The sequence below is a fragment of the Streptomyces sp. NPDC014991 genome, assembly GCF_043080665.1.
Lineage (GTDB): Bacteria > Actinomycetota > Actinomycetes > Streptomycetales > Streptomycetaceae > Streptomyces.
The window spans coordinates 1-26,951 of the sequence record NZ_JBIBVY010000020.1; the positions used below are offsets into that span (position 1 = coordinate 1).

A 26,951-nucleotide genomic window follows, 5' to 3' on the forward strand; every position below is an offset into this window, starting at 1 on the left:
GGTACTGCAGGGGGGACCCTGTGGGAGAGTAGGACACCGCCGAACAATTTTTGGGAAAACCCCCGCATCTTCGATGCGGGGGTTTTCTGCGTTCATCCGGGTCGCGGTCGAAGACCAACGGAAGAACGGAAGAGGGCCACTAGAAAGTGACTTCTTCCGTGTTCACCGTTCCGCCCCTGCGGCCGGGTGCCGCGTGCCACTTCCAGTAGAGATTGGTGTGGGCGATCACCTGCTCCGGGGTGGGCGCGCCGTACGCGGTGCGGTTTTCCGTGGTGTGCGCGTCGGCCACCAGCGTCGCGTCGTAGCCGCGGACGATCGCGCCATGCAGCGTGGAACGGATGCACGCGTCCGTCTGGGCGCCCGCCACGACCAGCCCGCCCACCCTGTGCCGGGCGAGGACGCTCTCCAGCTCGGTCTCCTCGAAGGAGTCCGGGTAGCTCTTGTGGACCAGCGGCTCGTCGGCCTCCCGGACCAGCTCCGGGACGTACTGCCAACTGTCGCTGCCCTTCTTCAGTTCGTCGTCCGAGTGCTGTACCCAGATCACCGGTACGTCGGCCGCCCGGGCCCTGCCGATGAGAGAGTTTATGTTCGCGATGACATCGTCCCGCCGGTGGGCGCCGGCCACCACGTCGTTCTGGACGTCGATGACGAGCACCGCGGTGTTGGGCCGGTCGTTGAGTGTGGTCATGCTGCCAAAATACGGGGTACCACCGACAACGGGTGGTCTACGGTGACCACATGACCAGCCTTACCGGTGCACCTGGCCTGACCAGGGATGACTACACCGTCCGTGCCATACGTCCCGACGAGTGGGCCGCCGTGCGGCAGCTGCGGCTCGACTCCCTGCGGGACCCGCTCGCGCGTATCGCCTTCCTGGAGACCTACGAGGACGCAGCGGCCAGGCCCGACGACTTCTGGCAGGACCGGGCCGTCCGGTCCGGTGAGGGATCCACGACGTCCAGGCAGCTCATCGCCGAGGCGCCGGACGGGACGTGGGCCGGCACCGTCACCGTGCTCATCGAGGAGGCGGGGACGAAGGACTGGGCCGGGTATCCGGTCGAGCGGCGGCAGGGACATGTCGTGGGCGTGTACGTCCGGCCGGGGCACCGCGGTAACGGGCTGGTCGAGGCGCTGTTCGACGCCGCTCTGGACTGGGCGTGGCAGCAGCGGGCGGAGCGGGTGCGGCTGATCGTGCACGAGGACAACGTGCGGGCCCAGGGCGCGTACCGCAAGGTGGGGTTCGTGCCGAGCGGACTCGTCGTCGCGTTCACCCACGACGAGTCCGAGAACGAGCTGGAGTTCGTCCTGGACCGGCAGGCAGGGAACCCGCCCGCTTGCACCGGCCGGGTCTAGACCGGCAGCTCCTGGTGCGGCCAGCGGGAGCGGGCCTGTTCACGGGAGCGCAGCAGGGCCAGCGTCGGCAGGCCCTGGTCGATTCCGGTGGCGAGCAGGGCCGGCAGCTCGGGGAACGGTGCCACGGCCGCGATGTCGTCCAGGACCAGGGTGAGTGGTGGGTCGAGCCGACCGGAGGATGACCGTTCGGCCATGCGCCGGCCGTGCTCGACCACGCTGGAGACGAGGGCCGTCAGGAGCGGCATTGCGCCCGGGTCGCTTCTGGGGTCCTCGATGGATTCACCGACCACGTAAAGTGTGCCCCCCTCGTGGACGAAGGAATCCAGGGCGAGGGCATCGGCTCGGTTCGGGATGCAGGCCTCGCGGATGTTGACCGTGAAGAGGGCGGACAGGGCCCTGCTGGTCAGTTCCTGTGCGATGTCCCGGCGTTCGGGGTGTGCGGTGAGGGCCGCCTCGAGTTCGCCCGCGGCACCGGGGGCGGCCTTGGAATGGGTGCGCAGGGTCCGTACGGCCTCCTGGACCTGGGTTCCCTGGGCCCAGCGGTGGACGTGGCGGATCGTGCGGTTCTCCAGGGCGGCGGCGTGGAGGTAGCTGCGCAGGAGGGTGGTCGCCGTGTCGGCCACGGCCTGGTCGATCCTGGCGGTGGGCCGTACGGGGGCGAGGAGGGCTGTCGCCCGGTGCAGCGCGGTCTGTCTGTCCGCGCAGCCCGCCGTCGGGGACCAGTGGAGACGGGCCGGGGTGTCGCAGAGGTGTGTCGGGTCGTAGAGGAGGGTGGGGCCCAGTTTGGCCTTCGCGTCCTTCGTCTCCGCCCAGAGGGCGGGGTCCGACGTGACGACGAGGGCGGGTCCGGCGGCGTCCCGGATGGCCCGGACCGCGGCCGGCTGCCGGTTCGCCGGGGTGCCGTAGAGCACCGGGCCGTCGGTGCGGGGGGCTTCCCATCCGCCCGTCCGTGCAGTGCCGGCCAGGAGGGCGCCGGCCCCCTGCGGTTCGGGCTCGCTGCGAGGCGCCGGGATCTCGTGCGTGGGCGTGGGTGGCGTGGGTGTGGGCTGTGGCGCCGGTGAGGGCGTGGGGGCCGGTGAGGGCGGTGCGGGGGCCGGTGCCGGGACCTCGAGCGCCGAAGTCGCGGTCGTGGGCGCGGAGGCGAACGGCCCCTTTGTCGCAAGCCCATTGACGTCCGGTTCGCTGACCCCGGCTCCGGCGTTCGGCAGCCCACCGTGTCTGGTCGTCGCGCGGCGCGCGCGCCACCGGGTCACCGTGCCGAGCACGAACAGCGTGAGGACGAAGAGGATCATCAGCTGGCCGATGAACAGACCCCAGAACAGGCCCCAGCCGGACAGCTGGGCCGGTGAGGTGTCCGGCCAGGCGCCGGTGATGTCGTGGGGCCGGGAGATGAGGTGGCGCATGGCCAGGGGCGTCCGGGTGAAGGTGACGCCGTGGGGCCAGGCGCCCTGGGCGAGCCGGGCCGCCAGCCCCGTGGCCGTCCACACCAGCAGGGTCATGCCGAGGAGGAACGCGAGCATGCCGACCAACAGTCCGTCGGGGATGCCGCCCTGGCCCTCCCTGCGGGCGTCGCGGCGGTCGTCCGGTCTCACCCTGCCCCTCCCCTACGCCACCGTCGACTCGGAGTCGCCCAGATGCTGCTCCACGAAGGCCGCCGCCCGCTGCTCGGCCTCCAGCTCGGCCGCGCGCAGGGCCTCGTCGGCCGCCAGGTCGCTGGAGGACTGGGTCATCGCCCGGTCGGTGAAGACCAGTGGGCGTTCCGTCTCCGTGATCAGGTGTTTGACCACCTGGACGTTGCCGTTGACGTCCCAGACCGCGATGCCGGGGGTGAGCGTCGGGATGATCTCGACCGCCCATCTGGGCAGGCCCAGCACCCGGCCCGTGGCACGTGCCTCGTCGGCCTTCTGGGCGTAGATCGTCCGGGTCGACGCCATCTTCAGGATGGCTGCCGCCTCCTTCGCGGCGGCGCCGTCGACCACGTCGGACAGGTGGTGGACGACGGCGACGAAGGACAGGCCGAGCCGTCGGCCGAACTTCAGCAGGCGCTGGAACAGCTGGGCCACGAAGGGGCTGTTGATGATGTGCCAGGCCTCCTCGACCAGGAAGATGCGCTTCTTCCGGTCGGGGCGGATCCAGGTGTGCTCCAGCCACACGCCGACGATCGCCATGAGGATGGGCATGGCGATGGAGTTGCGGTCGATGTGGGACAGGTCGAAGACGATCAGCGGGGCGTCGAGGTCGATGCCGACCGTGGTCGGGCCGTCGAACATGCCGCGCAGGTCGCCGTCGACCAGCCGGTCCAGGACCAGGGCGACGTCGAGACCCCAGGCGCGAACGTCGTCTATGGCGACGTTCATCGCCTCCGCCGACTCCGGCTCGGGGTGCCGTAGCTGCTCGACGATGTCGGTGAGGACCGGCTGGCGGTCGAGAATGGTCTCGTTGACGTAGGAGTGGGCGACCTTCAGGGCGAAGCCGGAGCGTTCGTCCAGGCCGTGGCCCATCGCCACCTCGATGATCGTCCGGAGCAGCGCGAGCTGGCCGGTGGTGGTGATCGCCGGATCCAGGGGGTTGAGCCGGATCCCGTGGTTCAGGGCGGCCGTCGGGTCGAGCCGGATGGGGGTTATCCCCAGCTCCTCGGCGATCAGGTTCCACTCGCCGACCCCGTCCTCGCCCTGGGCGTCCAGGACGACGACCTGGCGGTCCTTGAAGCGCAGCTGGCGCAGGACGTACGTCTTCTCCAGCGCCGACTTGCCGTTGCCGGACTCGCCGAGGACGAGCCAGTGGGGGGCCGGGAGCTGCTGGCCGTACAGCTGGAAGGGGTCGTAGATGTACCCCTTCCCGGAGTAGACCTCGCGGCCGATGATGACGCCGGAGTCCCCGAGGCCGGGCGCGGCCGTGGGCAGGTAGACGGCCTGGGCCTGGCCCGTGGAGGTGCGCACCGGCAGCCGGGTCGTCTCGACCTTCCCGAAGAGGAAGGAGGTGAAGGCTTCGGTGAGGACGGACAGCGGATCCCGCATCGGCGATTCAGCCCCTACCTTCGGATGCCGGTGGCGAACGGAAGTGTGTTCACGAAGGCGCGGTGGTGCTCTCGGTCGCACCATTCCAGCTTGAGGTACGACTTGCCGGCGGAGGCTCTTATCGTGCGCTTGTCGCGGGCGAGGGCCTCGGGGGACCGGGAGGAGACGGTGATGTAGCCGACGAGGTTGACGCCCGCGGCGCCGCTCGCGAGGTCCTCGCCGCGCTGGTCGAGGCGGTTGTGGGCGGCGATGTCCCGGGGGTCCACGGTGCGGTTCATCTTGGCGGCGCGGGACGCCTCGGCGTCGTCGTTGGTCTTCTCGGTCAGCATCCGCTCGATGGCGACCTCGGTGGGCTCGAGATCCATCGTCACGGCGACCGTCCGGATGACGTCCGGGGTGTGGACGAGGAGCGGGGCGAGGAAGTTCACGCCGACGGGGGTCATCGGCCACTCCTTCACCCAGGCGGTGGCGTGGCACCAGGGGGCGCGGGTGCTGGACTCGCGGGTCTTGGCCTGGAGGAAGGTGGGCTCCATGGCGTCCAGCTCGGCCGGCCAGGCGTTGCGCTTGGTCATCGCCTGGATGTGGTCGATGGGGTGGTCGGGGTCGTACATGGAGTGGATGAGAGAGGCCAGCCGCCCCTGGCCCAGGGGCTGCCGTACGCGGATGTCGGCCTCCTGGAGCCGCGAGCAGATGTCGGTCAGCTCGCGGGCCATGACGACGGCGAGCCCGGCGTCCCGGTCGACCTTGGCGCCGTGGGCGCGGACGGCGCGGGCCATGGCGTTCGCCTCGGCGGCCAGGTCGCGGGTGTAGTGCATGCAGGCGACGAGGTAGGCGCGGTGCTGCTCGCTGCTGGTGGACACCATGGACTGCAACTGGTCGTAGGAGCGCTGGAGCCAGTCCGGGGAGCGGACGTCGCCGCGCAGGGAGACGTCCTTGGCGTGCGCGTCCGGGTCGGCGGGCAGGGTCCGGGCGAGCATCTGGATCCGGGTGACGAAGCCGTCGCCGTTGGCGACGTGCTTGAGCAGCGTGCCGAAGCGGTCGACGAGGGCCTCCTGGTCCTCGGAGTCGCGCAGGCCGACGCCCGGGCCCTCGATCTCGATGGCGGCCGTGACCGTCTTGCGGTCGGCGTGCAGCAGTACGGCGATCTCGTCGGGCCCGAAGGGGGCGGCGAGCCAGTTGATGCGCCCGATGCCGGGAGGAGGTCCGATCTCGACCTCGCGCCCGTCGAGGCCGGTGCCGGCCTCCATGACGGTCGAGCGGTAGTGGGCGCCCCGCTTGACGGTCCGTTTGTAGCTGCGGTTGATCTCGAACCACTTGTAGAAGGTGCGGCGCTTGTACGGCACGTAGACTGCGGCGAGCGCGAGCAGCGGAAAGCCGGTCAGCAGCACGATGCGCAGGGGCAGCACCGGGACGAGGAGGCCGCACATCATGCCGAGGAACGCGCCGATGACGATCAGCGCGATCTCGCCGGACTCGCGGTTCCGGCCGACGATGGCGTTGGGCCGGGCGCGGCCGATCAGATACGTACGGCGGGGCGTGACCGGATGGGACAGGTGGGACTCGGTCGTCAACGCCCTTCACCTCCCGTGCGGTTGTTGCGGGCGTTGCTGGCGTGCGGGGTGTTGACCGGGCTGGCCGCGCGGGGCGCGGGGGCGGCGGGGACGGATCCGCCGGCGTTCCCGGTGGGGGTACGGCTGCTGTGGGCGGCGACACCGCCGGTGACGGGGTTGGCCGGGCGCGGGGCGCTGCCGGACTGGCCTCCGCCGCCGTTGTTGTCGGCGCGGGTGCTGTGCGTCTTGATCCCCTGGGCGACGAGAGTGGCGGGCGAGCTGATGACGGCGGCGGCCTTGCCCTCGGCGCCCTGCATGATGCGGTTGCTGCGGGAGCCGGCGATCTCGTCGCCGAAGCCGGGGACGAAACGGTAGATCATCGCGCTGGCGAAGATGGCGAGCAGGATGATGGACAGGCCGGAGACGACCGCGGAGAAGGCGTCGGGGCCGTCGGCGCCGGAGAGGGCTCCGGCGAGGCCGAGCACGATGACGATGACCGGCTTCACGAGGATGACGGCGATCATGATGCCGGCCCAGCGGCGTACGTGCCCCCACAGGTTCTTGTCGACCAGTCCGGCGTAGACGACGGTGCCGAGGAGGGCGCCGACGTAGAGCAGAGCGGCGCGGATGACCAGCTCCAGCCAGAGGATGCCGGCGGCGAGGATGCTGACCAGGGAGACCACGATCAGCATGATGGGGCCGCCGCCGATGTCGGTGCCCTTGTTCAGGGCGCCGGAGAAAGTGCCGAAGAACGTGTCGGTCTGGTCGCCGGTGGCCTTGGCGAGGACCTCCGTGACGCCGTCCGTCGCCGACACGACCGTGTACAGGATCAGGGGCGTGAAGGCGGAGGCGAGCACCGTCAGCCACAGGAAGCCGATGGCCTCCGAGATGGCGGTGGTCAGCGGCACACCGCGGACGGCTCGCTTGGCCACGGCCAGGAGCCACAGGAGGAGGGTGAGGATCGTGGAGGCGGCGAAGACGACGGCGTACTGCTGAAGGAACTTCGCGTTGGTGAAGTCTACGTTGGCGGTTTCCTTCACGGCGGTACTGAGCTTGCCGATGGTCCACGCGGCGGCGTCGGCACAGCCTTTCGCGAGAGAGGAAAGGGGGTCGAGGGTGTCGGTCAGGGGGTTGTTGGTGCCCAGACTCCCACCTTTGGAGCTGCCGCCGCCCTTTTCGCAGTACTGCTTGGCGGGGCCGACGATGAGGTCGCACTTGTCGGAGGACGAGTAGGACGGTGTGGGCGTGGGCGTAGGGGCGGCTACAGCTCGTCCGGCCACCAGAAAGAGAGCGCCCTGGACGACAGTGACGGCGGCGGCGACTTTGAGTACGCGGCGCGGGCTACCGGGCATAAGTGAAGCCTCCGTACTCCTCGACTGCCTTGGCCATCTGATCGGCGCTGGAAGCTTTGTCGTCACCAGGGACCGGCGCTGGGCCGTCCTTCTGGGAGAAGCGACTGACCTTCCAGTCATCACCCGACCAACTCAGCTCAAGGGTCATGGTGAACCAGTCGCTGATGACGGGGTTGGTCGAATCATCCCCGGCGGTACCGAACACACCTGTGCACCACACCTCGATGGTGGCAGTGGTGCCGGAGTAGGTGGTCGTTTTTGTGCCGATCGGTGCGGTACGTGAGACATAGGTGTGCCCGGCGGGCGCATTGCCGTTGGCATCAAGGCCCAGGTTGGCCAGGAACTCCTTGCCGTACGCCTTGTTGAACTTGCTGGCCAGTGCGTCCTGCTGGTCCGCTGCAAACACCTGACTGACGATCTCGCTTCGTCGCATCGGCTTGAGGATGTCGGCAGAGACGAGCACGACTGAGTAGTTCGCCGCCGCGCTCTGTGCCCCCTGCTCCGTGCGGGGGAAGCCTGAGGGGATGCCTGTGGTTTTGGTGCCGACGGGGTGGGTGCCTGAGGGGGCTGTCGACGAGGTCTGGGGGCGGGAGCCCTTGGTGGTGGCGGCATCCGTCGCCGTGTCGTCGCCCCTGTTTGCGAAGGCGATGGCGGCGATGAGGAGGACCACCACGCCGACCACCGTGACCAGGCTCTTGGAGGAGGAGCGGTGGGGGCGGCGGGGGGCGCCGCCGTAGGGGTCGTTCTCCGGTAGACGGGTTCGGGTGTGGCCCGTGTCGCCGTAGTCGGTGTAGCTCTGTTCATCTCCGGGATTCATGCCGCGTACGCCCCCTCCACCTCGTAGACATACGACGGTAGCCGTGCTGGTTCCCGCGCGGGCGCGGTGTGGTGACTCGACATCAGGGAGACGCAACCTCAGCCGGTGGGCACGACGGGTGGGTGGGGTGGAGGGGACAGCCGTGGCCGGGCGTGCCCGGGAGGGGAGGGGTTACACCGCCATGCCGTACACGATGGTGAACAGGGTGCCCAGGGAGCCGATGATGAAGACCCCGGTGAGGCCGGCGATGATCAGGCCCTTGCCCTGTTCCGCGCTGAAGGTGTCCCGCAGGGCCGTGGCGCCGATGCGCTGCTTCGCCGCGCCCCATACCGCGAGGCCGAGGCAGAGGAGGATGGCCACGGCCATGACCACCTCGATCATCACCTTGGCCTCGTTGCCCAGGCTGCCGAAGGGGCCCCAGTCCGGAGCGATTCCGCCGATGATGGTGTTGATGTCTCCCTTGTCGGCCGCAAAGAGCATGTAAGTCACCGCCCCTGGTGGGTAGTTCCGCGTGTGCCTCTGCGGTGTGCAGAGGTCAGGCCTCATTGTCGCCGACAACGTCGCCTACGTATGTCGACTTGACGTCATTGACTGGCGGATTTCGTGCGAATGGTCCGCACGGTCACTCTGTGTATCACGGCAGGTCACGCCGGGCAATGAGGTCGGAGCGGAACCCGGCGCGTGGTGCGGCCGTTGACCTCCTTCACGACCGGTCGCGGTCTCCGGCGTGGTTTCTGACGACCGGTCGGGTGAGACCTCGTGTCGATGGTCTCACGGGCGGCGGGCCGGGCGACTTGGCGGACCCGGCCTGGGGTGTCACGGCAGGGGCCTGGTGGTGGGACAGCGTTCGTTCGCGATGTCAGGCCCGTTCTGTGGTGTGCCCCGTCCGAGCCGCAGGTCTCGGTGGAGGAGCCACGCCGTACCTGCCACGACCGTCCCGCAGACCGTGGGCACGAGCAGCCACGGGAGGCCCGTCCACACGGTGGACAGGCCCACGACGGCGCAGGTGGCCCCCGTGACGATGAGCAGCCACTTGCCGTACGGGCGCCAGGTGAAGAGTCCGGGGTCGCGCGGCCTGGCCAGACGCATGACACCGAACACCAGTGCCAGTGCCGCCAGCAGCCCCGCGAACGTACCGAAGGCGGCCGTCATCTGGGGTTCGTCGCGCGGAGCGTCGGCGGAATCCTGCCGGACGTCCCCCGCGGCGACCACCACGACGACGCCGCGCCAGACGGTACCGGTGACCCGGTCTCCCCGCTGTAGCCCGCTCAGCACCGGTCCCGAGTCACCGAACGGCACGACCGTCCTCGGGAAGGGCTCCCGGCCGAGCAGGGTCGCCCGCAGGTTCTTGGGGGTCTTCCGGGTGCCCTCGACGGTGAAGGGGACCTTCCGCAGGCAGTCCTCCGACCTCAGTACCACCGTGCGGGCGGGGCACGCCTTGGCCGCCTTGTACTCCCGGTACAGGGTGCGATCGGTGGGCAGCCAGGTGGTGAAGACGAACGAGCAGGTCAGTGCGGCGGCAAGGGATGCGGTGATCAGCGCGGCACCCACCAGCCGGTTCCGGCCGGCCCGCGGCGGGGGCGGTGCGGCCGCCCCCTGGACGGTGCCGGCTCTCGTCGTGGTCATCGCTGGTGTCCCCCGCCGTTCTCCGTGCGATGCGAAGGGCACCAGTCTCTTCCATCGGTGATCGGCCGGACAAGGAGACCCGGGTCGTGCGCGGCCGGACAGTGATCACTCAGAGGCACGGGACACTCTGCTGTCCCTTGAGTTTTCGGGTCTGCGGTGGCGGGGCATCCGGGGTCACAGGAGAATCTCAGTGATGTCGGAGCGGGTTTCTCAGCTTCGTGGGACAGAGTGGGGCTCGATGAAGCGCATCTCACGCATCTCACGCATCTCGGTCACCTCCCGGCCCGCGCTGCTCGGTGCGGTGGTGCTGCTCGCGCTGACCTCGGCGTCGGTGGCCGCCGCCGACGACGGGCCGGGGCCTCTCGGGGTCACGGCCGACGCGGTCGCGACCCGGCAGAACGCGCGGGTCGGGGCGCTGTTCGGCGTGGACGGGGCGGGCAGGCCGTCCGGTGGCCATTTCTGCACCGCGTCCGTGGTGCACAGTCCGCGCGGCGACCTCCTCGTCACCGCCGCGCACTGCGTGGACGGCACCGACGGCGATCTGGTGTTCGCGCCGGGCTACCGGGACGGACAGGCGCCGTTCGGGGTGTGGAAGGTGACGCGGCGGTTCCTGCCCGACGGGTGGACCAGCGGCCAGGACGAGGACAGTGACGTCGCCTTCGCCTCCGTCGCCGAGCGTGACGGCGAGCGGCTCGAGGACGTCGTCGGGGCCAACCGGTTCACGGCCGGGACGGCCACGGGTGCCACCGCGGTGACCGTCACCGGCTACCCGGACTCCCGCGAGGCGCCCATCGGCTGCACCGCCAAGCCGGCCTCGTACGGCGCCACCCAGCAGCGCGTCGAGTGCCCGGACTTCACCGGCGGCACCAGCGGCAGCCCCTGGGTCAACGGGGACGGCCAGGTCGTCGGTGTCATCGGCGGCCATGAGCAGGGCGGGGCCACGGCCGACGTCTCCTACAGCGTGGTGCTGGGCGGCGAGGCGGCCGAGCTGTACCGGGATGCGGCTTCCGCTTCCTGAGGAGGCGTCAGTCAGGGCGGCGCAGCTGTGAAATGACGCCACTTCGCGTCCAAATGGCCTTGAACGGGGTCCGCATGGGGGAAAGTTGAACCGTGCGGAAGGTATGGGTGTTCGGTGGGGCGGCCGTCGCGCTCGGCATGGGCTTCGTCATGCTGCTCGTCGTCGGGGTGTACATCGTGGCCGGGAACCTGGTCAACGGCGCGACCTCGGGCGCCCGGGGGCTCGCCAAGGGCGCCGTACCGGCCGCGTACAAGTCGCTCGTGCAGCAGTGGGGCAATCTGTGCCCGGCGCTCAGTCCGGCGCTGCTCGCCGCCCAGCTGTACCAGGAGAGCGGGTGGAACCCGACGGTGGTCAGCCCGGCCGACGCCCGCGGCATCGCCCAGTTCATCCCGAGTACGTGGGCGACCCACGGCATCGACGGCAACGGCGACGGCAGGCGCGACATCTGGGACCCGAATGACGCGATCCCGTCGGCCGCGTCGTACGACTGCGAACTCGCGAAGTACGTCAGGCACGTCCCCGGCAACGTCTCCGACAACATGCTCGCCGCCTACAACGCGGGCGCCTACCGCGTCATAAGGGCGGGCGGGGTTCCGGCCATCAGCGAGACGCGGAACTACGTCCGGCGCATCCGCAGCCTGGAGGAGAGCTTCGCCGCGCCGGTCAGCCGGCTGGACCCCACCCGGGCGGCGGCGGGTGCCATCGCCTTCGCGCAGAGCAGGCTCGGCACGCCCTATCTGTGGGGCGGCAACGGCACCGCCGACCAGGGCGGACGCTTCGACTGCTCGGGTCTGACCAAGGCCGCGTACGAGAAGGTGGGCATCACCCTGCCCCGGGTCGCCAACGACCAGTACAACGCCGGCCCGCACCCCTCGCGGGACCAGCTGCTCCCCGGCGACCTCGTGTTCTTCTCGGACAATCTCACCGACTCCCGGGCCATCCGGCACGTGGGTATCTACGTCGGCGGGGGATACATGATCGACGCGCCCCGGACGGGTGCCGTGATCCGGTTCGACCCCGTCGACACCCCGGACTACTTCGGGGCGACCCGGGTCACCGAAGATGGCGCAAAAGCACTCCCCACAAGGGTGTGAACCGCGCGTGAACCCACCCCCTGAGCTGCGGCGATGAGTCTCTCTTCGATAACGTCTGCGTGATCATTCGGTGGAGAGTGGAACGTATGAATGGTGGCTGTGCGTTCCTGTTGACGTAGCCGAGCGGACGTCAGTGCGGCAGTGCAGCGGAAGCGGATCTACGAACCACGGGGGGCAGGAGCGACGCACACCCGGTGCGTCCGGACGAACGACGAAGGGGCCGCAGCACCATGGCTGTACTCGCCGATTCCGGATCGAACCCCGACGTCGACCTGCTCTACGACATCAACGGCCTGGCCAAGGACGCACCGCACTGGTGGGACCGGGTCATGGAGTTCGTCGGCGAGTACGGCCTGCTGCTCGCCATGGTGCTGCTGATCCTGTGGTGCTGGTGGTCGGTGCGGCGGCGGGGCGGTGAGGAGGCGGCGCCCTCGGTGGCCGCGCTGGTGTGGGCGCCGCTGGCGGCCGGCCTGGCGGTGCTGGTGAACGTGCCGATACGGGGCTTCGTGCGGCGTCCCCGCCCCTTCCTGGACCACGAGGGCCTGGACGTCCTCGTCTCCGGCAAGAACGACTTCTCCTTCGTCAGCGACCACGCGACGATCACGATGGCGCTCGGGGTCGGCCTCTTCGTCGCCCACCGCCGCTTCGGCCTCGTGGGTATCGGCCTGGCCCTGCTGGAGGGTTTTTGCCGGGTCTACATGGGCGTGCACTACCCGACGGACGTCGTCGGCGGTTTCGCGCTCGGTACGGCGGTCGTCCTGCTCCTGTCCCCGCCGGCCACGGCCCTGCTGACCCCGCTGATGCGGGCCGTGGAGCGCTCGCCGAGGGTGGGCGGGCTGGTACGGCGGCGCTCGGCGCCGGGCGTCCCGGTCCTCGCCGGTGCCCACCGCCCGGCGGAGTCCGAGGAACGGGACCTGGCCGCGTGAGCCGCTGCCGGTGTCGGTGCCCGCGCGGGACGGCCGGGTACGCCGCCGGCGCGGCGGACGGCGGCTGAGCCCCGTACGGGGCGCGTGGAGCCGCACGGACGGCCACGGCGGCCCGGCAGCCGGTGCCCCTGCCGGTCCGGCCACCACGGGCCCGCCGGCCGCCCGCCGGCCCGGCAGCGGGTGTCCTCGCCGGTCCGGCTCCCGGTGGCAGCCGGTGTGTTCCCCGCTGGGCCGAGCCGCGGCGGGTGCGCGCGTGCGTCCCCCGCGCCCAGCCACGGCGGCCCGGCAGCCGGGCCGTAGCCGGTGCCCCGGCCGGGGGACGAACCACGGTGGGCTCTACAGGCCCTGGGTGTAGGAGAAGAAGCGCTGGGGGTCGTACTGCTTCTTGACCTTGCCCAGCCGGGTGGCCGCGTCCCCGTAGTACGCCTGCTTCCAGTTCTTCAGCGTCGGGTCGGTGTAGTTCTGGTAGGCGGCGCCCGAGGCGTACGGCTTCATCGCGGTGTGGGCGGAGGTCAGCCAGGTCTGGGCGGTGCTGCCGGAGGCTCCCGCGCCCCAGGAGACGAGGTACTGGGCCAGCATCCGGGAGCGGCGGTGGACGAACGCGGTGGCGGTCGGTGAGACCCGGTTGACCGCGCCGCCGAGCGCGGTGAACGCGATGCTGCCCGCGCCGCCCCGCACGGCGGCGGTCTGCTTGAGCACGGTCTGGATGCCGGCCGCGGACAGCGAGCGGTCGAAGAAGTCCGAGCGGGCCGCGTACGTCTCCCGGCCCAGCTTGCCCTGCGGGGAGCGGCCCGGGGTGGAGCCGGGCAGGTGGCACTGGGCGTCGGCGGAGAAGGACGAGCAGCCGGCGTAGATCTCCATCGCCTCCTCGTAGCCGCGGCGGCGCAGGGTGACGGAGGCGGCGTCGGCGCCGGCCCGGTGGGCCAGGCGGTCCACGGCGTTCTGGAGTTCGCCGTAGGTGCCGAGGGAGAAGCAGGAGACGGAGACGGTCGGGGTGCGGCCGGGGGAGCACGCCAGGTGCAGGGAGGACCAGATCTCGTCGGGCTGGCTCGGGCCCCACTCCTGCCAGGCCTTGAGCACCTTGGCGGCCTTGGCCCAGGGCCAGGTCAGGTAGGCGGTGACGGCCTGCGGTGCCGGGTGCGTCCGGAAGTGCAGCTCGGTGACGACGCCGAAGTTGCCGTTGCCGGCGCCGCGCAGGGCCCAGAACAGGTCGGAGTGGTGGGTGGCGTCCGCGGTGACCTGGGTGCCGTTCGCGGTGATCAGGGTGGCCTGGGTGAGGCTGTCGCAGGTCAGGCCGTAGGCGCGGGAGGCGACGCCGTGGCCGCCGCCGAGCACCAGGCCGGAGATGCCGACGGTGGGGCAGGAGCCGGCGGGCAGGGTCACGCCCTTCGCGGCGAGTGCGCGGTAGACGTCGATCAGTTTGGCGCCGGCGCCCACGACGGCCTGGCCGCCGCTGACCCGGACCCGGTTCAGCCGGGAGACGTCGAGGACGAGCCGGTTGTCGCCGGAGGAGTAGCCGGCGTAGGAGTGGCCGCCGTTGCGTATCGACACCTTGATGTGGTGCGCGTGGGCGTACGCCAGGGCCGTACGGATGTCGGCGGGGTGCGCCACGTAGGCCACCGCGGCCGGTTTGAGGCCGTCGAAGCGGGTGTTGTACAGCTGGTGGGCCGTCTTCCAGGAGGCGTCACCGGGCCGCACCAGGGTGCCGTCGAGGTCGCGGGCGAGGGCCGCCCAGTTCGCGGCGGCGCTCGCGCTGGTGGTCCTCAGGGCCGTGAGCGAGGTGGAACCCGACGATGTGCCCGGGTGCGCCGCGGCCGGGGCGGGACCGCCTCCGCCCGCACCGCACGCGGTCAGTGCGGTCGTGGCCAGGGCGGCCGTGCCGCCCGAGATGAACGTACGCCGTTCCATGTCCGTCGCCTTTCCTCGGCTCTCGGGGAACGAGACGACGCCCCGCACCGCGGGGTTCCCCCTGACCGTATGAAGAACATCGAATACAAGTCCGGGCGGCTCGGCCGTCGGAACCTCCGCGTGCCCTCCCCGTGAGCATTCCGTGACCTCACCGGGCCGACGGCAGGGGTTCACTCCTCGTTCACTTCCGGCCATCGGTGGCTTCACCTGTTCTGCCTAGTTTCGGCCGTACCGGGTGCTGAGTGCGGGCATGAACGCGCTCAACGCATTCATGCACCTTTTCGACCCTCGCGCGCCGCCGACAGCGGCGGCCTCTGGAAGGAACCACCAGAAGTGAAGCTTCAGCGCAAGAACCGGCTGCGCGCCCTCTCCCTCGGTGCTGTCGCCGTCTCCGGCGCCCTGGCCCTGACGGCGTGCGGCTCCGACGACAACGGCGACGGCGGCAAGGCGTCGGGCAACACCTCCGCGTCGGCCGGCGCGGGCTCGGTCAAGTGCGACGACGCCAAGGGTCAGCTCCTCGCGGACGGCTCCTCCGCGCAGAAGAACGCGATCGACGCCTGGGTCAAGGCGTTCTCCCAGGCCTGCCACGTGCAGATCAACTACAAGGGCGCCGGATCGGGTGCCGGTGTCACCTCCTTCACCCAGGGGCAGATCGCGTTCGCCGGTTCGGACTCCGCGCTGAAGCCCGAAGAGGTCACCGCCTCCAAGAAGGTCTGCTCCGGCGGTCAGGGCATCGACCTGCCGATGGTCGGCGGCCCGATCGCCCTCGGCTACAACGTCCCGGGTGTCGACAACCTGGTCCTGGACGCCCCGACCATCGCCAAGATCTTCGACAGCAAGATCACCAAGTGGAACGACGCGGCGATCAAGCAGCTGAACCCCGGCGCGAAGCTGCCCGACCTGAAGATCCAGGCGTTCCACCGCTCCGAGGACTCCGGCACCACGGACAACTTCACCAAGTACCTGATCGCCACCACCCCGGACAACTGGAAGTACTCCGGCGGCAAGGCCTGGCAGGCCAAGGGCGGCCAGGCGGCGTCCGGTTCCGCCGGTGTGGCCCAGGGCGTCAAGCAGAACTCCGGCGCCATCGGCTACTTCGAGCTGTCCTACGCCAAGGACATCACCACGGTCTCCATCGACACCGGCGCCAAGTCCCCGGTGAAGCCGTCGACCGCCTCCGCCACCGCCGACATCGCGGCCGCCAAGGTCGTCGGCACCGGCAAGGACCTGGCGCTCCAGCTCGACTACAGGACCAAGGCCGACGGCGCCTACCCGATCACCCTGGTCACGTACGAGATCGTCTGCGACAAGGGCAACAAGGCCGACACCCTGCCCGCCACCAAGGCGTTCCTGCGCTACATCGCCGGTGAGGACGGCCAGAAGGTGCTGGCGCAGAACGACTACGCCCCGATCCCCGACGAGATCATCGCGAAGGTCCGCACCACCATCGAGGGCCTGAGCTGACCTGATCCGAGAGTGTGGCCCGGTACCACTCAGGTCCGGGCCGCACCGTCCGGTGCACCGCCGCCACGAGCCGCGGCCCCAGGTGGGGGCGCGGCTCCGCAGACCGGAGAACCCGATGGACATATCGACGACGACCGACGTTCCCCCTTCCAGCCCCCAGCCCACGGTGACCGGGCGGCAGCGCACGTCCCGTGGCGCGGCCCGCCCCGGTGACCGGATCTTCCTGGGCCTGTCCCGCGGCTCCGGCATCCTGCTGCTGGCGGTGATGGGCGCGATCGCGGTGTTCCTCACCTACCGCGCCTCCCTCGCGATCAGCAAGGACGACGGGAACTTCCTCACCACCTTCGAGTGGAACACCAACCTCACCCCGCCGGTGTTCGGCATCGCGGTGCTGGCCTTCGGCACGGTCGTCTCCTCGATCGTCGCCATGGTCATCGCGGTTCCGATCGCCGTCGCGATCGCGCTGTTCCTCACGCACTACGCCCCGCGCCGGCTGAGCGGTCTCATCGCCTACGTGATCGACCTGCTCGCCGCCGTGCCGTCCATCGTCTACGGCCTGTGGGGCGCCCTCATCCTCGTCCCGCACATGCAGGGTCTGTACGGCTGGCTGGACACCTACCTCGGCTGGACCGGCGTGTTCGCCTGGAACGGCGGCGCCCCCCGCGCGATGCTCACCGTCGGCATCCTGCTGGCGATCATGATTCTGCCGATCATCACCAACGTCAGCCGTGAGGTCTTCCGGCAGGTCCCGCGGATGCACGAGGAGGCCGCGCTGGCCCTCGGCGCCACCCGCTGGGAGGTCGTCCGGATGGCCGTCCTGCCCTTCGGCCGCTCCGGTGTGATCTCCGCGTCGATGCTCGGCCTCGGCCGCGCCCTCGGCGAGACGATGGCCGTCGCCACCGTGCTCTCCCCGGACTACGACATCCACTTCAGCCTGCTCGACCCGGGCGGCGGCACCTTCGCCCAGAACATCGCGAGCAAGTTCGGTGAGGCCACCGAGCAGGGCCGCGACGCGCTGATCGCCTCCGGTCTGGTGCTGTTCGTCATCACCCTGGCGGTCAACGGCGCGGCCCGCGCGATCATCGCCCGCCGCAAGGAGTACTCGGGGGCCAACGCATGAGCACCGCAGCCGTCACCGACAAGCGCGCCGGCTCGCTGCACGGCGCCCGCCTGCCGAAGTGGTCCCCGTGGGTCATCGCCGCCGGTTCGGTCGCCCTCGCGGTCCTCATCGGCCTGGCCGGCGGCCTGCACAGCAGGATCCAGTGGGGCCTGATCGCCGCGATCCTCTTCGTCCTCGGCACCTACGGCATCGCCACCCGGGTCGAGGGCCGCCGGCAGGCCAAGGACCGGGTCGCCACCTCCCTGGTCTGGGTCGCCTTCCTGCTCGCCGTCGTCCCGCTGGTCTCCCTGGCCTGGACGACCGTCTCGCGCGGCGTGAAGGTCCTCGACGTCTACTTCCTCACCCACTCCATGGGTGTCGTCGCCGACTCCGAGACGGGCGGCGGCATCAACCACGCCATCATCGGCAGCCTGGAGCAGGTCGGCCTCGCCACCGTCATCGGTGCCCCGGTCGGTGTGCTGACCGCGATCTACCTGGTGGAGTACGGGAGGGGCCGCCTGTCGCAGGCGGTGACCTTCTTCGTCGACGTCATGACGGGCATCCCGTCGATCGTCGCGGGTCTGTTCATCCTCAGCCTGATGCTCATCTTCGAGATGCAGCCGTTCGGCTTCGCCGGTTCGCTGGCCCTGGCCATCCTGATGATGCCGGTCGTCGTCCGCTCCACCGAGGAGATGCTCAAGCTCGTCCCGAACGAGCTGCGGGAGGCCTCCCTGGCGCTCGGCGTGCCGAAGTGGCGGACCATCCTGAAGGTGGTCCTGCCGACGTCCATCGGCGGCATCACCACCGGCATCATGCTCGCCATCGCCCGTATCGCGGGCGAGACCGCGCCGGTGCTGCTGCTCGTCTTCGGCAACCCGTTCATCAACAACAACCCGTTCGAGGGCGCCCAGGCGTCGTTGCCGCTGTACATCTACCAGCAGTACAGCGCGGGCGCCGACGCGTCGTACGACCGCGCGTGGGCGGCGTCCCTCACTCTGATCGCCTTCGTGATGATCCTCAACCTGGTGGCCCGCGGCATCGCCCGCTGGAAGGCCCCGCGCTGACAATCCGCGGCTACCGCCGCGCGGCCGGGCGCCGACCGGGGCCCGCCAGGCGACTGACTGGAAGTGAAGTAGTAATGGCCAAGCGAATCGACGTGAGCGGACTCACCGCCTACTACGGCTCCCACAAGGCGATCGAAGACATCTCGATGACCGTCGAGCCGCGCTCGGTGACGGCGTTCATCGGCCCCTCCGGCTGCGGCAAGTCGACGTTCCTGCGCACGCTGAACCGGATGCACGAGGTCACCCCGGGTGGCCGGGTCGAGGGCAAGGTGCTGCTCGACGACGACGACCTGTACGGCACGGGGATCGACCCGGTGTCCGTCCGCCGCGAGGTGGGCATGGTCTTCCAGCGCCCGAACCCGTTCCCCACCATGTCGATCTTCGACAACGTGGCGGCGGGCCTGCGCCTGAACGGCAGCTACAAGAAGAGCGAGCTGACCGACGTCGTCGAGAAGTCGCTCAAGGGCGCGAACCTCTGGAACGAGGTCAAGGACCGTCTCAACAAGCCGGGCTCCGGCCTGTCCGGCGGCCAGCAGCAGCGCCTGTGCATCGCCCGTGCGATCGCGGTCGAGCCGGACGTCCTGCTGATGGACGAGCCCTGCTCGGCGCTGGACCCGATATCCACGCTCGCCATCGAGGACCTGATCTGCGAGCTGAAGGAGCGCTTCACGATCGTCATCGTGACGCACAACATGCAGCAGGCGGCGCGGGTCTCGGACCGCACGGCGTTCTTCAACCTGTCGGCGGTCGGGCAGCCCGGCCGGCTGATCGAGATCGACGACACCGAGCGGATCTTCTCCAACCCGTCCGTCCAGGCCACCGAGGACTACATCTCGGGCCGCTTCGGCTGACCCCCTGACCCCTCGCGGTGCTGCATGGCGGTGCCATCGCGAGGACGCGGAAGGGCCCGCCCCCGGATCCCGGGGGCGGGCCCGACTCGTTGTCCGTCAGAGCGCCACGAGGTTGACGATCCCGAAGGCGGCGGCGGCGACCAGCGCGGCGGCCGGCATCGTGATGAACCAGCCGAGGACGATGTTCTTCGCCACACCCCAGCGGACGGCGTTGACCCGCTTGGTCGCGCCCACGCCCATGATCGCCGAGGTGATGACGTGGGTGGTGGAGATCGGCGCCTTGAAGAGGAAGGCGGTCGTGAACATGATCGACGCGCCCGTCGTCTCCGCGGCGAACCCCTGCGGCGGGTCGAGCTCGATGATCTTGCGGCCCAGCGTGCGCATGATCCGCCAGCCGCCCGCGTAGGTGCCGAGGGACAGCATCAGCGCGCAGACGAGCTTCACCCACACCGGGATCGGGTCGTCGAACGTCGCGTTGCCGGAGATCACCAGGGCCAGCACCACGACACCCATGGTCTTCTGGGCGTCCTGGAGGCCGTGGCCGAGCGCCATGCCGGCAGCCGAGACGGTCTGCGCGATGCGGAAACCCCGCTTTGCCTTGTGCGGGTTCGACCGCCGGAACAGCCACATGATCGCGGTCATCATCAGGTAGCCGACGATCAGACCGACGAACGGCGACACGAACATCGGGATGATGACCTTGTCGAGGACGCCGCTCCAGAGCACGTCCGTGCCACCCGCCAGCGCCGCGCCCACCATGCCGCCGAACAGCGCGTGGGACGAGGAGGAGGGCAGCCCGAAGTACCAGGTGACCAGGTTCCAGACGATCGCGCCGACCAGCGCGGCGAAGAGGATGCCCATCCCCTTCGAGCCCTGGGGTGTCTCGATCAGGCCCTCGCTGACCGTCTTGGCGACCCCGGAACCGAGGAAGGCGCCGGCGAGGTTCATCACGGCCGCCATGGCGAGGGCCGCCCGCGGGGTCAGCGCCCGCGTCGACACCGAGGTGGCGATCGCGTTCGCGGAGTCGTGAAAGCCGTTGGTGTACGTGAAGAAGAGCGCGACCGCGACGGTCACGATCAGGGCGAAGGTGTCCATCGACGCCTCAGGACTCCTTGACGGCGATGGTCTCCACCGTGTTCGCCACGTGTTCGAACGCGTCCGCCGCCTCTTCCAGGACGTCCACGATCTGCTTGAGCTTCAGCACCTCGATCGCGTCGTACTTGCCGTTGAAGAGCTGGGCGAGCAGCTTGCGGTGGATCTGGTCCGCCTGGTTCTCCAGCCGGTTGACCTCGATCCAGTACTCGGTGAGGTTGTCCATGGTCCGCAGGTTCGGCATGGCCTCGGCCGTCAGCTCGGCCGCCCGGGCCAGGACCTCGATCTGCTGCTCGACGCCCTTGGGCAGTTCCTCCACGTTGTAGAGGACGACCAGGTCGACCGCCTCCTCCATGAAGTCCATGATGTCGTCGAGGGACGACGCGAGGTTGTAGATGTCCTCGCGGTCGAAGGGCGTGATGAAGGAGGAGTTCAGCTGGTGGAAGATCGCGTGCGTGGCGTCGTCACCTGCGTGCTCCGCGGCCCGCATACGCTCTGCGATCTCGGCCCGGGCGGAGGAGTCCGCCCCGAGCAGTTCCATCAGGAGCTTCGAGCCGGTGACGATGTTGTCCGCGGACGCGGCGAACATGTCGTAGAAGCTCGTCTCCCTGGGGGTCAGACGAAAGCGCACGTGGGGTCCTCGGGGTGCTTCGGTTTCGGTCAGGCTGATGCTAGGCGCATCATCCGGCCACGGCTAATGGGCCGTCCCCCAGTGTCGCCCATGAACCACGGTGATCAGCACGGGGGCGTACCAAGGGCCCTCTACCCCGCAAAGTTCGTTACCATATACCCACAGGGGGTATGTATCCCTTTTGTCCGCAGCTCGTTCCCCGACGGAGGCCAGCGATGACGACGACCGAGGCCGGCGCCACGCACGGCTACCACCACCAGAAGGACGAGCACCTCAAGCGGCTGCGCCGCATCGAGGGCCAGATCCGCGGGCTCCAGCGGATGGTGGACGAGGACACCTACTGCATCGACATACTCACCCAGGTCTCCGCCTCGACCAAGGCGCTGCAGTCCTTCGCGCTGCAACTGCTGGAGGAGCACCTGCGGCACTGCGTCGCCGACGCGGCCGTCAAGGGCGGTGACGAGATCGACGCGAAGGTGGACGAGGCGACGAAGGCGATCGGCCGCCTGCTGCGCACGTGAGCCGCCCGGCCCGGCCGGGGCGGCCGTCAGGCCGGATCCCGCTCCTTCGCCACCCGCAGCACCTCGTCGATGCTCTCCAGGCTGAGCCGGTCCTCGGCCGCCGAGGCCGCGATGATCAGCTCTCCGCACAGCTCGATCTCGGCGAGAGCCACGTGGTCCTGTACCGCCGTACCACCGACCGGAGCCACCCGTCTCACCTCTTCCCCGCCGTCACCGACTTCCTAGGGTAGGCAGCGGCCCACACACCGCGCATGGCACGGACGGGCTACTTACGGGGTGGCATCACGGACTAGTGCACTGGCCGGTTTCCGACGCCGCCGCCGGTGGCGCGCTCGGCGACCCGGCCGGCGTAGATGCCCGCCGGCGCCGGCAGCCGCACCTCGGCGGGGACGCCGAAGTCGTACAGCAGCAGGGTCGAGGCGACCGCCACGGTGGCCTTCCGGCGGCCGTTGACGAAGCTGAAGCGCTGCCGGAGCTTGCGGATGCGGCCCTGGTCGTCCAGGTAGGCGTCGAACGGTACCGCGGCCGTGGCGAAGCCCTTCGCCGCCGCGGCCAGGGACGCCCTGTTGCCGGCGGAGGCGGACCGGGCCGCACGGGCCAGGTCGGCGGTGCCCCGGTAGTGCCGCACCTCCGTCCCGCCGACCCTGGTCCGGCCGAGGAAGACCGCCTGCCGCGTCCCGCGCAGCACCTCGGCCGCCGCGTACGGGTCGGTCGCGCCGCCCGTGACCAGGTTGCCGTCGGACAGTGTGGCGCTGTCCACCCGCACCCACTTGTCGGCGGGCACGCCCGCGCCCCGGTTCTTCATGAACAGCGCGCCGGGGGCGAGGAGTTCGGTGATGGGCCGGTGCTCGGAGGCGCCCGCGGGGTCCTCGGGCAGCATGACGGTGAGCCTGCCCAGGCGGCGCCGGTAGTCGTAGACACCCCGGCCGCGGATGGTGACCCGGGTGCCGCCCGTCGCCATCTCCATCGAGGTGCCGGCCTTGGAACTGCCCGCGGCGCGCAGCGCGTCGGCCGCCCGGTGCAGCACGGCGACCGGATCGCCGCCGCCCTTGACGTCCTCGGCGGCGGCCCCGCTGCCGGCACAGCCGGTGGTGCCCGTCCCGAGGCCGAGGAGGATGCCCACCGCGACGACCGTCCTGGCCGCGCGTCTGTCCTGCCGCCGATCCATGCCTGCCTGCCCCCAGCCGGAGTGTCCGTCACGGGTCGCCCTGTCGTCCGGATAACGACGGCTGGGGAACGCCGTCACGCGCCGCCGTGGCACCTGGCCGGGCGGGGGGTCCGGGGGCGGGCGGAGGCGCGGAAACCCCGGGGAAGCCCGGGAGACGCTCGGGGGTGGCTCCGGCCGCGGATGGGTACCGTTGTCGGCGTGGCAGTCACCGCGGCGCAGCAGGACGGGCAGGAGCGTGCCCGGCCCGGGCAGGAACACCTCACGACGACGGCCGAGCAGGGCCGTTTCTGCGTGGCCAGATGCAGCTGCGGCTGGCGCGGCCCCGCCCGCCGAGCCCGCAGCCAGGCCCGCACGGACGCCGAGGGCCACACGACGGTCCAGTGACGGGGCCGGCCCCGTCGCCCCGGGCGGCCGCCCCACCCGACAGCCCCCGGCCCCCGGCCACCGGTGGCCGGGGGGTCGCCGGGTGGCGCGGGCTGGTGAGGGCTGACTCCGCCGCTCCGTGGCCGGTGGACATGGCAGGCCCCGGCCGCCGGTGGCCGAGAGGTCGTCCGTACGGCGGTCCGGTGACGGGCTCGACCGCGCCGCTTCGCGCGGCCGGTGGCCGGCGCCCGGTGCGACGGCGCGCAGCCGGCCGCCCGGGGCACGGCATCGCCCGCGTCCCGGCCCGGTGACGGGTCTCGACCCCGCCGCTCCGCGCGGCCGGTGCCTGGCAAGCCCCCGCTGTCTCCGGCCGGTGCCCTGTGCCATGGCACGTGGTGGGCCGCCCGGCCCACGGGGGAACCGTGGCCCGGCCCGGTGACGGGACTGAGCCTCGCCGCTCCGCGCGGCCGGTGTGCCTGGCAGGCCTCCCGGTTGCCGCTGGCCGGTGCCCGGTGTCACGGCGGGTGGCCGGTGGTCCGGGTCGCCGGGGTGTCCGGGCCCCGTCCGTGCCGCTCAGGGGGCGTTGGCGGTGTGTTTCTGCCAGGTTCGTTGGAAGGTGAAGCGGGACGCTTCCACCTCGTGGCGTTGGTCGGCGTGGAGGACACCCAGCGCGTAGGCCGTGGCCGGGGTGATGCGGGGGGTGCGGGCCGCCTGGGCCGCCGCGGCCGCCGCCTCCGAGGCGTCCCGGTGGCGGTCGAGGGCCTGGCCCGCCGTCAGCAGGCGTACGTCCACGGGGGCGGTGCCGGTGCCGTGCAGGACCTCGTGGGCGTACCGGTGCAGGCGCAGCAGGAGGCGGACCTGGTGCCAGGGGCCGTCCTGGGGGTGCGGTGCCGGGTCCGGGGAGAGGCCGTGGACCAGGGCCTCCGCGTTGTAGGGGTGGCCGGCGGTGACCAGGGGGAGGGCGGTGACGGCGTCCGTGAGGCGTTCCTCGGCCGCCGCGGCGAGGGTGTGCAGGGCGGTGCCGGGGGCGGCGGGGGCGAGGGGCACCTCGCTGGCGAGCAGGGCGACCTTGTCCGCGACGGCGTGGAAGCGGGAGGAGCCGAGGGCCTGGAGCGCCGTGGAGTGGGCCCGCGTCCGGGCCAGGGTCAGCTGGCGTTCGAGCAGTGCGCCCGCTTTCGCCGCGCCGACCGTGAGGGCGCTGCGTTCCGCTGTCGCCGCCGGCCGGGCGGGGCCACCGGGGCCGACGGCGGCCGGGGTCACCGTACGCCCGGGGAACACCGAAGCTCCCGACAGCCGCTGCAATGCCAGCAGCAGCCGCTCCAGCCGGGCCTCGTAGGCGTGCTCCAGGCCCAGCGTGCCCGACAGCCAGGCCAGTTCGGGGCGCATCTCCTCGGACCAGTCGGGGTCGAGCAGGGGGCGGAAGGTGTGCAGGCTGCCGCTGATGCGGCGGGCCGAGCGGCGCAGGGCGCGGGCGGCGTCGACGGACTCCTCCGTGCCGCCCACGCCCCCGCCCGTGCCGGCGCGTGCCCGGGCGGGGGCGCCTCCGCTCTGGCCCCCGGTCTCCCGGTGCAGGCGCAGGGCGCGGAGGAACTCCGTGGCCTGGGCGCGCAGGTAGCCCGCGAGGGCGTCCCCGGTGACGGTCATGGCCGGGGTGTCCGTCGGGTCAGGGTGTCGCTGTGCCACGCCGGCGCCTCCGGGCGTCTATGAGCATCTCCTGGACGTTGCGCAGGGGCTGGCCGTCCGTGTCGGTCGCGTGCCGGGTCCATTCGCCGTCGGGGCCGAGGTGCCAGGAGGCCGTGGTGTCGGACATGCCGGTGTCCAGCAGCCGGTCGATGGCGGCGCGGTGGCCGGGGTCGACGACCCGGACCAGGGCTTCTATCCGGCGGTCGAGGTTGCGGTGCATCATGTCGGCGCTGCCGAACCACACCTCCGGTTCGCCGCCGTTGCCGAAGGCGAACACCCGGGAGTGTTCGAGGAAGCGGCCGAGGATGGAGCGGACCCGGATGTTCTCCGACAGGCCCGCGACGCCCGGGCGGAGGGCGCAGATGCCGCGGACCCAGATGTCGACGGGTACGCCTGCCTGGGACGCCCGGTACAGCGCGTCGATGATCGCCTCGTCCACCATCGAGTTGACCTTGATGCGGACGAACGCGTGCCGGCCGGCACGGTGGTGCTGCGCCTCCTTGTCGATCCGCGCGACCAGGCCGTCCCGCAGGGACTTGGGGGCGACGAGGAGCCGGCGGTAGGTCTCGCGGCGCGAGTAGCCGGACAGGCGGTTGAACAGGTCGGAGAGGTCGGCGCCGACCTGGGGGTCGGCCGTGAGCAGGCCGAGGTCCTCGTAGAGGCGGGCCGTCTTCGGGTGGTAATTGCCCGTGCCGACGTGGCTGTACCGGCGCAGGGTGTCGCCCTCCTGGCGGACCACGAGGGACAGCTTGCAGTGGGTCTTCAGGCCGACCAGGCCGTAGACGACATGGCAGCCGGCCTCCTCCAGTTTGCGCGCCCACTTGATGTTGGCGTGCTCGTCGAAGCGGGCCTTGATCTCGACCAGGACGAGGACCTGTTTGCCGGACTCGGCGGCGTCGATGAGCGCGTCGACTATGGGGGAGTCGCCGGAGGTGCGGTACAGGGTCTGCTTGATGGCGAGGACGTCCGGGTCGCCCGCCGCCTGCTCCAGGAAGGCCTGTACGGAGGTGGAGAAGCTGTCGTAGGGGTGGTGCAGGAGGACGTCGCGGGCGCGCAGGGCCGCGAAGATGTCGGGCGCGGACGCGGACTCGACCTCGGCGAGGTCGCGGTGGGTGCCGGCGACGAACTTCCGGTACTTCAGCTCCGGCCGGTCCAGGGAGTGGATGCGGAAGAGGCCGGTGAGGTCGAGGGGGCCGGGCAGCGGGTACACCTCGGCCTCGGAGATCTTCAGCTCGCGCACGAGGAGGTCGAGCACCTCGCGGTCGATGGACTCCTCGACCTCCAGGCGCACGGGCGGGCCGAAGCGGCGCCGCATGAGTTCCTTCTCCAGGGCCTGGAGGAGGTTCTCGGTGTCGTCCTCCTCGACCTCGAGGTCCTCGTTGCGGGTGAGGCGGAAGGTGTGGTGCTCCAGTACCTCCATGCCCGGGAACAGCTCTTCCAGGTGGGCGGCGATGACGTCCTCGATGGGGACGTAGCGGCCGGGGCTGCTCTCCAGGAAGCGGGACAGCAGCGGCGGCACCTTCACACGCGCGAAGTGCCGGTGGCCGCTGACCGGGTTGCGTACGACGACGGCCAGGTTCAGGGAGAGGCCGGAGATGTACGGGAAGGGGTGCGCGGGGTCCACGGCCAGCGGGGTGAGGACGGGGAAGATCTGGTGCCGGAAGAGGGTGAAGAGCCGTGCCTGCTCCTTCTCGGCCAGTTCGTTCCAGCGGACCAGGTGGATGCCCTCCTCCGCGAGTGCGGGGGCGATGTCCTCGTGGTAGCAGGCGGCGTGCCGGGCCATCAGCTCGCGGGAGCGGGCCCAGATCATCTCCAGGACCTCGCGTGGCTGGAGGCCGGAGGCGGAGCGGGTGGCGACGCCGGTGGCGATTCGGCGCTTGAGGCCGGCCACCCGGACCATGAAGAACTCGTCGAGGTTGCTGGCGAAGATCGCGAGGAAGTTGGCGCGCTCCAGCAGGGGGGTGGCCGGGTCCTCGGCGAGTTCCAGGACGCGTTCGTTGAAGGCCAGCCAGCTGCGTTCCCGGTCGAGGAAGCGGCCCTGGGGCAGGGGGCTGCCGCCGGCCTGTGACTCCTCGTACGCGTCGAGGTCCGCGTCGATGTCGGGTTCCAGATCGGAGACCGCGGCCGCCACGGTGTGCGGGCGGTGCGCGGCGAGGGAGCCCACGGAGGGCTGCGGGTGCTGGACTTCCGCCTGGGTGTCTGACTGGCTCATGAACCCATTCTTCCGCGCGGCGGGGGAGACAGGCGCGTCGGAACGTGCGGGCGGGAGCGTCACGGCCCCGTTCCCCGCGGGCCCCTCGGGGGGCGGCGAAGGTTCTGGCACGGCGGGCTTCATTGGCCGAGCGTCGCAAGCC

25 protein-coding genes are annotated in these 26,951 nt (G+C 70.9%); 10 read left to right on the forward strand and 15 right to left on the reverse strand.

The annotated features are described in order from the left end of the window. Positions 1-139 precede the first annotated feature (139 nt). Positions 140-688 carry an isochorismatase family protein gene (locus ACF1BE_RS26855; protein ID WP_392201584.1) on the reverse strand — a complete coding sequence of 183 codons (549 nt, stop codon included), beginning with the start codon at positions 686-688 and terminating at the stop codon, positions 140-142. 50 nt (positions 689-738) lie between these two features. Between ACF1BE_RS26855 and ACF1BE_RS26860 the strand changes: the two genes are divergently transcribed. Then, a complete protein-coding gene (locus ACF1BE_RS26860; RefSeq protein ID WP_392201585.1) occupies positions 739-1,353 on the forward strand; it encodes a GNAT family N-acetyltransferase in 615 nt (204 codons plus the stop codon). On the opposite strand, the gene ACF1BE_RS26865 is transcribed toward ACF1BE_RS26860, so the two are convergent. The 7 genes from ACF1BE_RS26865 to ACF1BE_RS26895 all read right to left on the reverse strand — a co-directional run bounded on the left by ACF1BE_RS26865 (position 1,350) and on the right by ACF1BE_RS26895 (position 9,715). Beyond that, positions 1,350-2,945, reverse strand: coding sequence for a type VI secretion protein (locus tag ACF1BE_RS26865; protein ID WP_392201586.1), 1,596 nt, complete (start codon positions 2,943-2,945; stop codon positions 1,350-1,352). The two genes, ACF1BE_RS26860 and ACF1BE_RS26865, sit on opposite strands and share 4 nt — an antisense overlap. A 12-nt stretch (positions 2,946-2,957) precedes the next feature. After that, positions 2,958-4,370, reverse strand: coding sequence for an ATP-binding protein (locus ACF1BE_RS26870; RefSeq protein WP_361987470.1), 1,413 nt, complete (start codon positions 4,368-4,370; stop codon positions 2,958-2,960). Positions 4,371-4,384: 14 nt separating this feature from the next. Further along, a complete protein-coding gene (locus ACF1BE_RS26875) occupies positions 4,385-5,941 on the reverse strand; it encodes an SCO6880 family protein (RefSeq protein WP_392201587.1) in 1,557 nt (518 codons plus the stop codon). Further along, entirely contained in the window at positions 5,938-7,272 is a 1,335-nt protein-coding gene (locus ACF1BE_RS26880) for a hypothetical protein (RefSeq protein ID WP_392201588.1), read from the reverse strand. Before ACF1BE_RS26880 ends, ACF1BE_RS26875 begins: the two co-directional genes overlap by 4 nt. Then, positions 7,262-8,089, reverse strand: coding sequence for a hypothetical protein (locus ACF1BE_RS26885; RefSeq protein ID WP_392201589.1), 828 nt, complete (start codon positions 8,087-8,089; stop codon positions 7,262-7,264). The genes ACF1BE_RS26880 and ACF1BE_RS26885 overlap by 11 nt, the downstream gene beginning before the upstream one ends. Positions 8,090-8,260: 171 nt before the next feature. After that, positions 8,261-8,569 carry a hypothetical protein gene (locus ACF1BE_RS26890; protein ID WP_016436843.1) on the reverse strand — a complete coding sequence of 103 codons (309 nt, stop codon included), beginning with the start codon at positions 8,567-8,569 and terminating at the stop codon, positions 8,261-8,263. Between the two features lie 336 nt (positions 8,570-8,905). Then, entirely contained in the window at positions 8,906-9,715 is an 810-nt protein-coding gene (locus tag ACF1BE_RS26895) for a hypothetical protein (protein WP_392201590.1), read from the reverse strand. A 238-nt stretch (positions 9,716-9,953) separates the two neighbouring features. On the opposite strand from ACF1BE_RS26895, the gene ACF1BE_RS26900 reads away from it, so the two are divergent. From ACF1BE_RS26900 to ACF1BE_RS26910, 3 genes are all read left to right on the forward strand, one after another. Beyond that, entirely contained in the window at positions 9,954-10,733 is a 780-nt protein-coding gene (locus tag ACF1BE_RS26900; protein WP_392201591.1) for a trypsin-like serine peptidase, read from the forward strand. Between the two features lie 92 nt (positions 10,734-10,825). Further along, positions 10,826-11,827: an NlpC/P60 family protein gene (locus ACF1BE_RS26905; protein ID WP_392201592.1), complete on the forward strand. Its 1,002-nt coding sequence runs from the start codon at positions 10,826-10,828 to the stop codon at positions 11,825-11,827. Between the two features lie 230 nt (positions 11,828-12,057). Beyond that, the gene (locus ACF1BE_RS26910) at positions 12,058-12,753 is read left to right on the forward strand and encodes a phosphatase PAP2 family protein (RefSeq protein WP_392201593.1); all 696 of its coding nucleotides are present in this window, start codon (positions 12,058-12,060) and stop codon (positions 12,751-12,753) included. 336 nt (positions 12,754-13,089) lie between these two features. Here the strand turns inward: ACF1BE_RS26910 and ACF1BE_RS26915 are convergent, their stop codons facing one another. Further along, entirely contained in the window at positions 13,090-14,661 is a 1,572-nt protein-coding gene (locus tag ACF1BE_RS26915; RefSeq protein WP_392201594.1) for an FAD-binding oxidoreductase, read from the reverse strand. A 333-nt stretch (positions 14,662-14,994) separates the two neighbouring features. On the opposite strand from ACF1BE_RS26915, the gene pstS reads away from it, so the two are divergent. The 4 genes from pstS to pstB all read left to right on the forward strand — a co-directional run bounded on the left by pstS (position 14,995) and on the right by pstB (position 19,139). Continuing rightward, the gene (pstS, locus tag ACF1BE_RS26920) at positions 14,995-16,125 is read left to right on the forward strand and encodes a phosphate ABC transporter substrate-binding protein PstS (RefSeq protein WP_392201595.1); all 1,131 of its coding nucleotides are present in this window, start codon (positions 14,995-14,997) and stop codon (positions 16,123-16,125) included. Between the two features lie 115 nt (positions 16,126-16,240). Next, positions 16,241-17,245 (forward strand): phosphate ABC transporter permease subunit PstC, encoded by a 1,005-nt coding sequence (gene pstC / locus ACF1BE_RS26925; RefSeq protein ID WP_392201596.1) that lies wholly within the window; start codon positions 16,241-16,243, stop codon positions 17,243-17,245. After that, on the forward strand, positions 17,242-18,288 hold the full coding sequence (gene pstA / locus ACF1BE_RS26930) for a phosphate ABC transporter permease PstA (RefSeq protein ID WP_392201597.1): 1,047 nt from the start codon (positions 17,242-17,244) through the stop codon (positions 18,286-18,288). Before pstC ends, pstA begins: the two co-directional genes overlap by 4 nt. Before the next feature lie 74 nt (positions 18,289-18,362). Continuing rightward, positions 18,363-19,139, forward strand: coding sequence for a phosphate ABC transporter ATP-binding protein PstB (gene pstB / locus ACF1BE_RS26935; RefSeq protein ID WP_392201598.1), 777 nt, complete (start codon positions 18,363-18,365; stop codon positions 19,137-19,139). Positions 19,140-19,235: 96 nt separating this feature from the next. On the opposite strand, the gene ACF1BE_RS26940 is transcribed toward pstB, so the two are convergent. Both ACF1BE_RS26940 and ACF1BE_RS26945 read right to left on the reverse strand, forming a co-directional pair. Continuing rightward, positions 19,236-20,234, reverse strand: a complete 999-nt coding sequence (locus ACF1BE_RS26940) for an inorganic phosphate transporter (RefSeq protein WP_121788070.1) — start codon at positions 20,232-20,234, stop codon at positions 19,236-19,238. A gap of 7 nt (positions 20,235-20,241) precedes the next feature. Continuing rightward, complete coding sequence (locus ACF1BE_RS26945; RefSeq protein WP_121788071.1) at positions 20,242-20,862, reverse strand: DUF47 domain-containing protein; 621 nt, start codon at positions 20,860-20,862, stop codon at positions 20,242-20,244. Positions 20,863-21,077: 215 nt separating this feature from the next. Between ACF1BE_RS26945 and ACF1BE_RS26950 the strand changes: the two genes are divergently transcribed. Then, the gene (locus ACF1BE_RS26950) at positions 21,078-21,383 is read left to right on the forward strand and encodes a metal-sensitive transcriptional regulator (protein ID WP_392201599.1); all 306 of its coding nucleotides are present in this window, start codon (positions 21,078-21,080) and stop codon (positions 21,381-21,383) included. A 26-nt stretch (positions 21,384-21,409) separates the two neighbouring features. Here the strand turns inward: ACF1BE_RS26950 and ACF1BE_RS26955 are convergent, their stop codons facing one another. Next, the gene (locus ACF1BE_RS26955; protein ID WP_356818184.1) at positions 21,410-21,571 is read right to left on the reverse strand and encodes a hypothetical protein; all 162 of its coding nucleotides are present in this window, start codon (positions 21,569-21,571) and stop codon (positions 21,410-21,412) included. 101 nt (positions 21,572-21,672) lie between these two features. Then, on the reverse strand, positions 21,673-22,551 hold the full coding sequence (locus tag ACF1BE_RS26960) for a hypothetical protein (RefSeq protein WP_392201600.1): 879 nt from the start codon (positions 22,549-22,551) through the stop codon (positions 21,673-21,675). 198 nt (positions 22,552-22,749) lie between these two features. Between ACF1BE_RS26960 and ACF1BE_RS26965 the strand changes: the two genes are divergently transcribed. Beyond that, positions 22,750-22,935, forward strand: coding sequence for a hypothetical protein (locus ACF1BE_RS26965; RefSeq protein ID WP_392201601.1), 186 nt, complete (start codon positions 22,750-22,752; stop codon positions 22,933-22,935). A gap of 552 nt (positions 22,936-23,487) precedes the next feature. On the opposite strand, the gene ACF1BE_RS26970 is transcribed toward ACF1BE_RS26965, so the two are convergent. Both ACF1BE_RS26970 and ACF1BE_RS26975 read right to left on the reverse strand, forming a co-directional pair. Next, the gene (locus ACF1BE_RS26970; protein ID WP_392201602.1) at positions 23,488-24,597 is read right to left on the reverse strand and encodes a CHAD domain-containing protein; all 1,110 of its coding nucleotides are present in this window, start codon (positions 24,595-24,597) and stop codon (positions 23,488-23,490) included. Further along, positions 24,578-26,932, reverse strand: coding sequence for an RNA degradosome polyphosphate kinase (locus ACF1BE_RS26975; RefSeq protein WP_392201603.1), 2,355 nt, complete (start codon positions 26,930-26,932; stop codon positions 24,578-24,580). Before ACF1BE_RS26975 ends, ACF1BE_RS26970 begins: the two co-directional genes overlap by 20 nt. Positions 26,933-26,951 lie beyond the last annotated feature (19 nt).